Annotated in this window: 11 protein-coding genes; 2 read left to right on the forward strand and 9 right to left on the reverse strand. The window is 39.2% G+C overall.

Annotated features, from left to right (window positions below; all coding sequences use genetic code 11):
• Positions 1–10: 10 nt before the first annotated feature.
• From ACOI22_RS02155 to cmoA, 6 genes are all read right to left on the reverse strand, one after another.
• A complete protein-coding gene (locus ACOI22_RS02155) occupies positions 11–1,786 on the reverse strand; it encodes a sugar phosphorylase (RefSeq protein WP_420669743.1) in 1,776 nt (591 codons plus the stop codon).
• 7 nt (positions 1,787–1,793) lie between these two features.
• Entirely contained in the window at positions 1,794–3,017 is a 1,224-nt protein-coding gene (locus ACOI22_RS02160; RefSeq protein ID WP_420669745.1) for a glycosyl transferase, read from the reverse strand.
• Positions 3,018–3,026: 9 nt separating this feature from the next.
• Positions 3,027–3,896 (reverse strand): HAD-IIB family hydrolase, encoded by an 870-nt coding sequence (locus ACOI22_RS02165; protein ID WP_420669747.1) that lies wholly within the window; start codon positions 3,894–3,896, stop codon positions 3,027–3,029.
• Positions 3,881–4,774, reverse strand: a complete 894-nt coding sequence (locus tag ACOI22_RS02170; protein WP_420669749.1) for a kinase — start codon at positions 4,772–4,774, stop codon at positions 3,881–3,883. Before ACOI22_RS02170 ends, ACOI22_RS02165 begins: the two co-directional genes overlap by 16 nt.
• Positions 4,775–4,934: 160 nt before the next feature.
• On the reverse strand, positions 4,935–5,921 hold the full coding sequence (cmoB, locus tag ACOI22_RS02175) for a tRNA 5-methoxyuridine(34)/uridine 5-oxyacetic acid(34) synthase CmoB (protein WP_420669751.1): 987 nt from the start codon (positions 5,919–5,921) through the stop codon (positions 4,935–4,937).
• A gap of 7 nt (positions 5,922–5,928) precedes the next feature.
• Positions 5,929–6,675 carry a carboxy-S-adenosyl-L-methionine synthase CmoA gene (gene cmoA / locus ACOI22_RS02180; protein ID WP_420669753.1) on the reverse strand — a complete coding sequence of 249 codons (747 nt, stop codon included), beginning with the start codon at positions 6,673–6,675 and terminating at the stop codon, positions 5,929–5,931.
• Between the two features lie 229 nt (positions 6,676–6,904).
• On the opposite strand from cmoA, the gene ACOI22_RS02185 reads away from it, so the two are divergent.
• Positions 6,905–7,540, forward strand: a complete 636-nt coding sequence (locus ACOI22_RS02185; protein WP_420669755.1) for a response regulator transcription factor — start codon at positions 6,905–6,907, stop codon at positions 7,538–7,540.
• Between the two features lie 8 nt (positions 7,541–7,548).
• Positions 7,549–8,535, forward strand: coding sequence for an adenosine deaminase (gene add, locus ACOI22_RS02190; RefSeq protein ID WP_420669757.1), 987 nt, complete (start codon positions 7,549–7,551; stop codon positions 8,533–8,535).
• 45 nt (positions 8,536–8,580) lie between these two features.
• Here the strand turns inward: add and fadE are convergent, their stop codons facing one another.
• The 3 genes from fadE to purN form a co-directional block, all read right to left on the reverse strand.
• Entirely contained in the window at positions 8,581–11,049 is a 2,469-nt protein-coding gene (gene fadE / locus ACOI22_RS02195; RefSeq protein WP_420669759.1) for an acyl-CoA dehydrogenase FadE, read from the reverse strand.
• Between the two features lie 127 nt (positions 11,050–11,176).
• On the reverse strand, positions 11,177–11,944 hold the full coding sequence (locus ACOI22_RS02200; protein WP_420669761.1) for a DUF3108 domain-containing protein: 768 nt from the start codon (positions 11,942–11,944) through the stop codon (positions 11,177–11,179).
• Positions 11,907–12,581, reverse strand: a complete 675-nt coding sequence (gene purN, locus ACOI22_RS02205) for a phosphoribosylglycinamide formyltransferase (RefSeq protein ID WP_420672295.1) — start codon at positions 12,579–12,581, stop codon at positions 11,907–11,909. The genes ACOI22_RS02200 and purN overlap by 38 nt, the downstream gene beginning before the upstream one ends.
• Between the last annotated feature and the right edge of the window lie 26 nt (positions 12,582–12,607).

A 12,607-nucleotide genomic window follows, 5' to 3' on the forward strand; every position in this document is an offset into this window, starting at 1 on the left:
CTTACGAACATTAATATTTGTTAGAAATCCACATGCTTTGGTAGGGCTGCAAAATTACATCAGCCAAATCACTTGTGATTGCTTTTTGGCTTAATAAGTCTATCCAGTTTTCGGTACCTATCAAGTTAATATCTGACAAACGAATGCTTTGTTCTACTTTTGATATATTAGATATGCAAAAAATGCTTTGGCGTCTATCTATACTTTGGCGCCAATAACCGAATACCTGAGGGCCAAGTTGTAAGGTAAACTGCGTTGCATTTGGGTGGAATGCGCTTTGTGCTTTTCTAATAGCCAAAAGCTGAGTAATTTGCGTTAGCACTTGGTGATGAAGCGAGTGCACATCATCAAGTTCTTCAACTAATTCGTCATACACCCATCTGTGGCGGTTAATTGAACGGTTTTGCCCCGTATGTGTCACCTTTTCATCATCGTTTGGCGTACCCAGAAGTGAATGTATGTATAAACCGGGAATTCCCTCTAAGCCGAACATAATAGTATGAGCACATAAGAAACGTTCAAGCTGAAATTCGTCAGCACCTGAAATGTCGCCTTGCAATGCATCAATTAATGCAATGTTTAATTCATAAGGTTTTTGCTTTCCGTTTGGTGTACTGCGCCACGACACTTTGCCGCCAAAATTTTGCATGCAATTGGCTAAATCTTCAATCTCTTCATCACTAAGTAAACCCTCGGCTGGCCTTAAGCCAATACCATCATGAGACGCGATAAAGTTAAAATAGAAAGTGCCGTTTTGCGCTGGCGGCATACTCATTAACCAGTTTTTCAAATAACTACAGTCACCGGTTACTAAGGTGTTAAGCAACAGTGGTGGCAAAGAAAAATTATAAATTGAATGCGCTTCATTGGCGTTACCGAAATAAGTTAAGTTTTCCTGATTAGGAATGTTGGTTTCGGTAATAATAAGAGCATGTGGTGCAGCGTGCTCTATTAACGTTCTAAGTAAGCGAACCATTTCATGTGTTTGAGGTAAATTTATGCAATTAGTACCTAGCTCTTTCCAAAGAAACGCAATGGCATCGAAGCGAAATATTCGTGTACCGCGATCTAAGTAAAGTCTAATAATTTCAATAAACGCCAACAGCACTTTAGGGTTGGTAAAATCGAAATCAACTTGGTCATGGCTAAAAGTACACCAAACTTGCTTTGTACCCTCTAGGGTTTCGGTTTCACGAAGCAGGGGGCTTGTGCGCGGCCTCGTTACCTTATCAAGCTCTGGATTTGGCTCACTGGTATAGAAAAAATCTTTACCGGGTTCTTTTCGCTGAATAAAGTTTTGAAACCAAGCACTTCTTGCACTGCAATGGTTTATAACTAAATCTACCATTAAGCCAAATTCATTGGCTATTTTGGTTACATCTTCCCAATCACCTAACGATTCACTCACAGTGGAGTAATCAATGACTGAAAACCCATCGTCTGAACTGTATGGAAAAAATGGCAGTATATGCACATTGTTTATTGCGTGTCCGCAGTACTTATGCAAAAACTGATGCAAGGTTTGTAAAGGCGGACGTTTCATTCCATCAACAATGTTTTGTTCCGGCTCTATTAGCGAATCCCCATAAGTAATGAGCACAATGTCTTCTTCACTCCATAAATTTGCATGGGCTTCAGGTAAAATTACATCGTGTTCATTGCTCAAGCGCATCGCTTTAAGCAATTCTTGAGTCACATCCTCTAAATCGATTTCTTTGTCTAACGTGCCGTAAATCAATTCCAGGTGATGGAATACTTTTTCTTTTAAATACTCAACATTGTGCATAATAGTGTTACCTTGAAAATTCAGCGTTATCTTCCTCAACGGCTTTACGTAAACACTCTAGTACATCTGGTTTAGCGCTTATTACGCGATTCCAACTAGGAATAAACGGTGTTTCCATTGGGTTATCTAAAAAGTTTTTGCCTGCCTTCATAATATTGCGAGCAAACATTTCTACTGCTTTTTCTTCGGCATGAACATCAAGTGTTAAACCGTTCATTATTGCATCGTTGTGGTAGGTCTCAATGAAATCCAAGGCAATCCGAAAATAGGTTGCCTTAATCGTTCTAAACGTTTCTGTGCTAAATACGGTGCCCTGTGTTGCAAGCTTTCTAAATAAGGCTTTTGTAATATCGATCGACATTTTTGATAAACCACCTTGATCGTTATTTAACGATAAATCTTGGTGTTTGTGATCATACACACGCGCTATATCAGCTTGGCACAATCGATTGTGCGAATAATTGCGATGCATTTCAGAAAGTACACCAATCTCTAAACCCCAATCACTGGGAATACGAATATCGTTAAGTACATCACGTCTGAATGAAAATTCACCCGCTAATGGATAACGAAAGCTGTCCATAAACTCTAAGTAATCATTATGACCTAATGTGTGTTTTAAGGCGCGAAGCAGAGGCGTGACTAATAAACGTGATACACGTCCATTGACCTTTCCGTCGGCTACTCGAGCATAAAAACCTTTACAAAACTCGTAGTTAAATTGCGGATTAGCAACAGGATAAATTAAGCGAGCTAAAAGAGAGCGGTCATAAGTTAGAATATCGCAATCATGCAAAGCAACACTTTCTACTTTATTTGTTGCCAGTACATAACCCATGCAGTACCAAACGTTTCTGCCTTTGCCTAATTCTTTAGGCGCTAAGCCTAAGGCTTGTAACTCTTCATCCAAAGCTTTTAAACGCGGCCCATCGTTCCATAAAACGCAGTGGTCTTGAGGCAATGTTTTAAAGAAGTCCAATGCGTATTCAAATTGTGATTGTTCTGCTCTATCTAAACCAATCACTATTTGGCTTAAATAGGGAACCTTTGCTATATGTTCAATTGTAGCTGGTAGAGCTTTCCCTTCAAGTTCTGAAAATAAGCTGGGTAATATAAGCCCCATAGGGCGTCGACTAGAAAACTTTACAAGTTCGTCCTCTAACTCATCTAAGTCACGATGTTCAAGATTGTGCAGGGTAGTAACTATGCCATTTTGATAAAAGTCAGCCATTAACGTCCTCTATTTTTTCTCTGGAATCAATTGATTCATTACCTGAGACCAACCTTCTGGTCCATGTGCTTTACTCAAGTAGTTGTGTTTCGTTCTTTTCAACTGTGGTGCGCTGTGCACCGGAGATGATATTCTCACCGCAAAATCTGCTACTTCTAACATGTCGATATCGTTATTGCCGTCTCCTAAGGCAATGCTTTTCACATGCATCTCTTTGTGTTGTCTTTTATATTCATTACTGAGCCATTGAAGGGCTTTACCTTTATTGCTATCACCGCAAACGTGCAAAAAACGCCCGCCTTTTAGTGGGTGAGCTCCCATACTCTTAATATCGCTAATGAATTTTTCCTGTTGCGACTCACTGCCAGTCCAAAATAGTGGCTCTGAATATTGGCGGGTCGCGGCAAGCTCAGCTTTTTTTACGCTTAAGCCGGTAAGTTCAACAATTCGGTTAATATCCATATCACTAAATGCTTCGTACTGATCTGGATAGTTATATTTAATTCGTTTAATTAAGTCTTGCCAATATGATCTTGGTTGTGCAAAAGACTTTACCCAGTAACCATTTTTCCAAACGGCTCCGCGAGGCTTCTCGGGAAGAAACCCTTTGGGCATATATACAGCGGCACCATTTTCAGTGATGAATCCGCTGCTTAGTTTCATCTCTTCAAGTAACTCTTTTACTTCTGCAAACGTTTTACTGGTATTGGGTATTATAGGTATTCCTGCTTCAGTTAAACGTGCCATACACTCACTGGCATTTTCAAAACTATAAGTGTAGTGATCAAGTAAAGTGCCATCAAAATCTGTAAAGACTAGAATTTGAATGTTGGTAGCTAATAAGGTGTTCTCAGACTGCATATTTAGTTGGTTTGACAAGAGTGAATACCACGGTTTTTGTCGAGTTCAAATACAAAATCAGATCGACTAGGCAAAATTTCTAGAGCATGCTCAGTTAAACGTTGGTAATGCTGAATAAAAGCATCAATTTGTTCATCAGTCATGGTCTGCTCAGTAGGAAGATTTTGTTGTTTTAAGCGTTCAATCAATTTATGTTCTTGCTCACAGCGCCACTGATACACACAGTCAAAACTAGGTGCTTTCAACATTACCAGCTGATCCATTTTTGCAAATATTTCATGATAATCTGAAGCCAAAGCTTTGTTTACATAAGCACGCCAGTCCCCGTTAGGGTCTTGTGTTTCTTCCATGCTATTAACTGCTTGTGTTAGCTGTTGATTTGATTGAGCATTTATTCCAACGCACCATCCTTCTAATATTACAATATCATATTTTTGATTAATATCACGCCATTGTGACGTTGGTGCTACATCATCAATAGATTTTATAAAAACAGGTAGCACACAAGCTTGATTTTGCAGTAAAGCATCAATGCTTGATGCAAGTAAGGCCGTGTCATGAGTCCCTGGAACGCCGCGGGTGGCAAAAAGAGGATGGATGTTTTCAGAAAGAGCTAAGCGCTTTTGTTTTGACAAGTAAAAGTCGTCAATTGACATGCCAATGCTTGGTTTGTCGAACACTCGGCTTAACAATTCAACTAATAAACCCGTTACCGTTGATTTCCCTGAGCCTTGGCTACCGTTTACACCAATGAAAATTGTTTTGCCTGCGTTATTTTGGTGCGCTGCCAACGCTTCCGTTAAAGGTATGAACCATTTTAGTGCAAAGTCAAAATAGCTATCAGGTAATTTTTCGCTCTGAATATATTCAGATAAAATTAGATCCCTTGTACTCAAGTTTAACCCCTATGCACGTTGGTTATGCTGTAACTTATGTTTAAGCAATTAATTAGAAACTATCAGCTTAACAATTACAGTCAAATACTTTATGAATACCTAAGGACTAACAAGTTTAATGCCAACTAGCAAAACGATTCGATATTAAGACTTTTATTACTTAACTTGCGATTATTACGGCTCTTTTTGGTCTAGGGTAACCTTCTATTGTTTTACTTGTATCCTTAGGATCTAGAAAGTCTTGCAAGGAATGGTTATCCATCCATTGTGTTGCGCGTTGCTCTTTTGTACTCGTTATATCTATGTCTACGCAGCTAACGGTTTTGAAACCCACGCGATTTAACCATAAAGTGAGTGCTGAAATACTCGGTAAATACCAAACGTTACGCATTTGTGCGTATCTGTCGGTGGGCATAAACACGGTCTGTTCGTCTCCATCTACCACTAAGGTTTCTAGTATGAGCTGGCCCTTAGGTGCTAATTGCGCTTTTAATTCTTTTAAAAACTTAATTGGGTCAGTTCGATGATATAAAACACCCATTGAAAAAACAGTATCGAAATAATGACTAGCAGGAAGGTCTTCAATGCCAAGTGGAAGGTATTGAATGTCAAAGTCATGATTGTAGCGATTAAAACAATGGAACTGGTAAAAAAAGAGACTCGTAGGGTCAACGCCAATGACTTTTTTAGCGCCTGCTTCAGCCATTCTAAAGAGGTGATACCCACTGCCGCATCCTACATCAAGTACCTTTTTATCTTTTAAGCTTTCAATATGCGGAAGTACTCTGTCCCATTTCCAATCAGAGCGCCATTCTGTATCTATTTCTATAGAAAAGAATGTGAAAGGCCCTTTGCGCCAAGGCATAAATTGCTTAAGTATAGAACTTGTTTTTTGAACATTCACTTCAATTGAATTATCTATAGGGCTCACAAGCACATTATCATTAATTATTAAACTTGCTTGGTCAGAGGAGGGCAGTTGATTTAATTGTTTCTGCCAACGCTTTTGATTAGCCACATCACTGTTCTTTTCCCAATCATTTAATTGGGGCATTAATGCGCTAATCCAAGATTCTAAGGCGGTGCCAATAATGGACTGATAAAAATCGCTTTTCCAAGTAAATGTGTCGTGGCTGTTATTCGTCATAATCAAACTACTTAATTGCTATTAAAGATAAAAAGTTAAACTGCTGATACCAAATGGTGAGTGCATTAAATCCAGCAGTATTCAAACGTGCTTTGTGCGTTTCTATTGTGTCGAGTTTCATAACATCTTCTAGAGCACTTCGCTTTTGGCTAATTTCTAAGTCTGAATAGCCATTTTCACGTTTAAAATTATGATGAAGATCTATAAGAAAATCGTCTATTTCACCATTCTCATGTTTGACTTTTTCGCTTAATATCAACATTCCACCAGGCTTAAGGTGCTTGTAAACTTTATTGATAACGCTTTGGCGTAGGGTGGGTTCAACAAATTGTAAAGTGAAGTTAATAACCACCAAATCGCACGATTTAAGTTCTGCGTTTATTAAGTCACCTTGCTGCAATTCTATACAATGTCCATAATTGAAAGCGTTAATATGCTGCGAACATTTTTCAATCATTGCGGCGGAATTATCAATCCCTATTATATAAGGTGACTTAGAAAACGTTTGCTTGGCAATTGATAAACTTACGCTTCCTAAAGAACAACCTAAATCATATACCACAGGTTTGTCTGCACAATGTTGCTTCGCTATTTTGCCAATACCATCAATAATACTGGCGTAACCAGGCACTGAACGGTTAATCATGTCGGGAAAAACGTCAACCACTTCTTTGTTAAAGGAGAAACGCGCTAAACTCTCTTTGGGGCTTGAATATATCGTATCAGGTTTGTTTAGATTGGTTTTGTCAGTCATGTTATTTGTGCGTTTGCATCCCAAAATCGTGTTTTTCTTACCTTTTACTAGCGCAAAGCTTTATTTAATGCCCTAGCAGTTATATATTAGTATTATATCGCATGTCCTTTATTTAGTGTATGCAAATTCGTGTGCGTGTAATTTGAGTATTAATGTAAAAGTTACTTTACGTTAATAATATGCTATAAAAACGTGAATAAGTATAAATAACAATAAGAAGTAACCTTTTATGATGAAGTATTTAATAGCTGATGATCACCCCTTGTATAGAGAAGCGTTGAAGGGAGCTCTACAAAATGAGTTTCCTAAAGTCTCTTACTTGGAGTCTGATTCGTTTGACAGCACATTAAAAACCTTAAGAACACAGCGCAACGTTTCGTTGTTGTTGTTGGACTTGTTTATGCCTGGCTGTGATAACTTCTACGGTTTGCTTCGTTTGCGCCAATTGTTCCCAGATTTACCTATTGTAGTGATTTCGGCGGCTGATTCTATTGATGTTATATCTCAGGTTATGGAATTTGGCGCCAATGCATTTGTTCCTAAAACCAGTCCAACCTCTGATATGACCCTAGCTATTGAAAGCGTGCTTAATAAGCAGAATTGGTTACCCGAAGGCGTGAGCGAACAACTCGCTAATGTTGAGGTTGAAGCGGTAGAAATTGCACAAAAAGTGCGCGAACTCACGCCTAAACAGTTTCAAGTTTTATTATTAGTTAAACAAGGGATGATGAATAAGCAAATTGCTGACACACTGAGTGTGACAGAAGCTACCGTTAAAGCCCATATAAGCATGTTGTTTAAGCGTCTAAATGTAAAATCTCGCACGCAAATATTAGTCGCACTAGAAAATCTACAACTTGAGTAATAAGCACAGTGAGCGCATTTCCTTTAATAGACCTTCATAGGCATCTTGACGGGAACGTTCGTATACAAAGTATTATAGCTTTGGCGAATAAACATAATGTTGTTCTTCCAAGTACTCATTTTGATACGCTAAGCAAGTACGTTCATATTCAAGACAAAACGTCAGATTTACTTGCGTTCCTGCAAAAACTAGATCTTGGCGTTTCTGTTCTTGGCGACTTAGACGCATGTAATCAAATTGCATATGAAAACGTGCAAGACGCAATTTCTGAAGGCTTGCATCACGTTGAGCTAAGATTCTCTCCTCGCTATATGTCACAAGCTTTTGATTTGCCTATGCAAGGCGTGGTTGAAGCGGTAGTAGATGGTGTTAGGTCAGCAAATATCGATTTTCAATACAACGCCAAGCTCATTGGTATTTTAAGCCGCACCTACGGTGCAGATAAGTGTGAAGAAGAACTGCAAAGTTTGTTAGCGCTTGAAAATGGTGTAGTCGCAGTTGATTTAGCCGGCGATGAAAAGGGTTATCCCGCGGCATTGTTTACAACACATTTTAACATAGTCAAAGATGCAGGCCTTAAAATTACCATTCATGCGGGTGAGGCTGAAGAAGCAAACAGTATATGGGATGCTATTCATTTATTGCATGCAGATAGGATAGGGCATGGCGTAAGCGCGTATAAAGATGCCAAATTAATGGATTACCTGGCAAAGCATCAAATTGGTGTTGAGACCTGCATTTTATCAAATTACCAAACTGCCACGTGGACAAATATTCCACAACACCCTGTGAAAGCATTTATTCAAGCTGATGTTCCTGTGTGTTTAAATACTGATGATCCAGGCATATCTAACAATAGCTTACAAAGTGAATATCAACTAGCGCGCACAGAGCTGAAGTTAAGTGATAGTCAAATCAACACGCTTAAGTTGAATGCTTTACATCAAGCATTTCTTACAGACAAAGAAAAAGACGCCATATTGGCGTCTTTATAACTGTTTAACACGAAAACTAATTTAATAGTTTTCTTAGGCTGTTAGCTACGCGGCTTTAACTGATTTTTTCTTTGTTACTTTAACTACTTTGCTGCTGTTAGCGGCTAATAGCTCTTGTGGGTCAAAGTCATCAACGTTAATAGTACGTAATCTTCCAGCTTCCGTTTCTTTTAGTAGCTCTGCATCAGCATCACTTATAATGCCAGCGGCTAAAGCTCTATCGGCCAGTTTGTCTAAGCCAGTCATAGGAAGTTTTTCACCCAAGGTTTTACAAATATTGTTAAAGATTGGCTCTACTTTAATAATATTCTCAAGTGTTTGTTCTAAATCACCAAACAAGCTTCCTTCAACGCGTGACAGATATTGACCTTCGCCTAGGCGATCACGTGCTGTATTTGGCTGTTGCAACATGTGCGCAATTTTATGCTCAACTTTATCACTTGGTTTGTCATTTAATTTTCCAAATGGTTGAACAACAAGACGCAAATAAACCGCTACTGGTGCTGATGGGAAGTTGCGAATAAAGTCATCAATCGCTATATCCATCTTATGCAAACAATCTTGCATAGCCCAGTGTAGTAAAGGTAGGTCGTCTTTGTTGCGGCCCTGTTCGTCATATCTTTTTAGTACTGCTGACGCTAAGTATAAGTAGCTGAGTACATCACCTAAGCGCGCAGATAATCTTTCTTTGCGTTTAAGAGACCCACCAAGTACGCCCATGGCGATATCAGTCAGCATAGCAAGATTAGCAGAGTAGCCTTGCAAGCTTCTGTAGTAGGTAGCTGTTTCATCTTTAAATGGTGTGCTTGAGAACCAGTTACGGCTCAAGGTAAACCAAAGTGAACGAACGGTGTTGCTAACTGCAAAACCAATATGTCCAAATACTGCAGCATCAAAAGCTTCTAAACGTTCTTTTTTATCTTCTAAATTCGACGCATATATTTCTTGTAGTACGTATGGATGGCAACGCATAGCGCCTTGACCAAAAATCATCATGTTTCGAGTGAGTATGTTCGCACCCTCAACAGTAATTGAAATAGGAACGCCTTGGTAAGCTCTTCCTAAGTAATTATTAGGACCTAAACATATTCCTTTACCGCCATGAACATCCATTGAATCATTCACAATTTGGCGCATTCTTTCAGTTAAATGGTACTTACATATAGCTGAAATTACCGACGGTTTTTCACCAAGATCAACACCTGTTGTAGAGAATGAAGTAACGGCATCCATTAAGTATGCGTTACCGCCAATACGAGCCAACATTTCTTCAACACCTTCCATTTGACCAATAGGCATACGGAATTGGCGTCTAATGCGCGAGTACGCACCGGTTGATAATGCTAATTGTTTTGCGCCACCTGCGGCTGAAGAAGGCAGAGTAATAACACGGCCAACTGACAAACATTCCATCAGCATACGCCAGCCTTTACCCGCCATTTTTTCACCACCAATAATGTAGCTAAGCGGTACAAACATATCTTCTGCTTTCACTGGGCCATTGTGGAATGGAACGTTAAGAGGGAAGTGTCTGCGGCCAATTTGTAAACCTTCAGTATCATGCGGAATTAACGCACAGGTAATACCTAAATCTTCTTTATCACCTAATAAGCCTTCTGGGTCATGCATTTTAAATGCTAAACCTACCACCGTGGCAACAGGGGCTAACGTAATGTATCGCTTAGAGAAAGTTAAACGCAAACCTAGCACTTCTTCGCCGTTAAACATGCCCTTGGCAACTATACCCACATCAGGAATTGCACCTGCATCAGAACCTGCTTCTGGGCTAGTTAGTGCAAAACAAGGAATTTCTTCACCTTTAGCTAAACGAGGCAAGTAATAATCTTGTTGTTCCTGTGTGCCATAATGCTGTAGTAACTCGCCTGGGCCTAATGAATTAGGTACACCAACGGTTGAACTTAAAACAGCACTTACACCCGCTAGCTTTTGCAGTACACGTGACTGCGCGTAAGCTGAGAATGCCAAACCACCATATTTCTTCTCAATAATCATTGCGAAGAATTTATGCTCTTTTAGAAACGCCCAAATTTCATCCGGTAAATCTGCATCTACGTGATTAATTTGCCACTCATCAACCATGCCACACACTTCGTCACATGGGCCATCTAAAAACGCCTGTTCTTCGGCACTTAGCTTAGGTTGATTAATACCGTGCATTTTTTGCCAGTCGGGTTTGCCACTGAACAATTCACCATCCCACCATACAGTACCGGCATCAATAGCCTCCTGTTCAGTTTGAGACATTTCAGGTGACACTGACTTGTAAAAAGAAAGTAACTTAGTACTTAAAAAGTCTAATCTGAATGGTTTATAAGCTAATGGTACTGCAAGTAATGCAAATAAAATCCAAGCTATTAAACCAATGCTGCCAAAGATAGTGCCAATAACCATAGTAATGGTTAAAATGACAACACTTTTAGTAAGAGGGAAGCGCTGGTAAGCAACGACACCAAATACTGCTAAAACTATTAAAAACCAATATAAATCTGACATGGGATCTCCTGAGGTCTGACCAGATATGTGCAAAGTAGCGAGAAAACCGACAAAGATCAAGCTTTGCCGGTATGTTCTTTATACTCATGTTATAGAAATGTTTACAAAATAAACAGTATAAGTGGAATTATAAGTAGGAAAATTCCGATAATTGAATGTCACCTTGTTCTTTATCGTCTTTAAATTGTTGTAAACGAACAAGATTATAATTTAGTGCGGGTGCAAACCAAGCGTATGTAAGACGGTTACTTGAGTCACGTTTAATCATCACTTTTATCGCCATTATTTGACCATAGGGCAGGCTTAAATTTTCAGTTTCAACGACTTCAAGTTCGTAGTGTTTTTTTTGTCCACGATAATTGAAAAAATCATAAGCAAAGTTTTTTACACCTTGTGAAAGTTGAAACGGAAAATCTAAGCGGAATAACTGATTCTCAAGCTCACCCTCCCAGCTTAATGATTCTTTATCATTAATGAGTACTTTCTGTGCTGCGGCGTTAAATTTGAGCTCAAGGGACTTGTTAGGTCCTGTTCCCGTTCTTTCATATGAATAATTGGAGGGGACTAATGAGCCATTTTTTACTGTAAAAGCAGTGCGTTCTACTCGCTTATCAGAAAGGAAAAAACGTGAGACTTTTGATTGATAAAGTAAGTCGTATTCGCCCGTTTTATTGCTTGATAATTTTAAGCTCGCCTCACCGATATCATTTCCGGAACGAAATGCAACGAAAGTGGCTTCAAACGTGCGTAAACTACTCTGCAAATTGGCGGGCTTGGGAATTATATCGGATTTAAGCGCGTCTTCATTTTGTTGCGCTTTGCTAACGCCCGAGCAAAGGCTAACTGCAATTAATAGACTAAATAATAGGCTTTGCATTGCTATCCAAGCTTTCATAACTTATTCCTTGAGTTTTTATTATTGTTTTATCAAAGTACACTTGGTCACCTAATAAGGTTAAGCGCTCGTCACAAAACCAAGATACCACCATTGGGTAGATAATCCATTCTTTTTGCGCAACCTTATGCGCCAAAGTATCCACGCTATCATTTGATTCTACATTGACCTGTGCTTGTATGACTATTGGACCGCCATCTAGTTCAGCGGTCACAAAATGGATAGAAGCTCCGTGAATTAGATCACCATTATCAAGGGCTCTTTGGTGGGTATGTAAACCAGGATACTTTGGTAACAAAGAAGGGTGTATGTTGAGCATTTTGCCCTGAAATTGGTTTACAAAATCAGGGCTGAGTATGCGCATAAAGCCAGCTAGTACAATTAAATCAGCATTAAAACCAACTAAGCTATTAGCTAAAGCATTGTCAAAACTCTCTCGGCTCGAATAGTCGCCATGTTGCAAGGTAATAGCAGGAATATTGTGTTTTTTAGCGCGTTCTAAGCCCTTTACAAATGGCTTATTGCTTAATACTGCTACTACCTTACCGTTAATTTGACCCGACTCACATGCATCTATAATTGCTTGTAGATTACTGCCTGAGCCTGAAATCAGAACAACTATTCGTTTTTGGCCAATATGATTCATTTGATTTAACCAATAGG

Source organism: Glaciecola sp. 2405UD65-10 (assembly GCF_048820975.1).
In the GTDB taxonomy this organism is placed as follows: Bacteria; Pseudomonadota; Gammaproteobacteria; order Enterobacterales; family Alteromonadaceae; genus Glaciecola.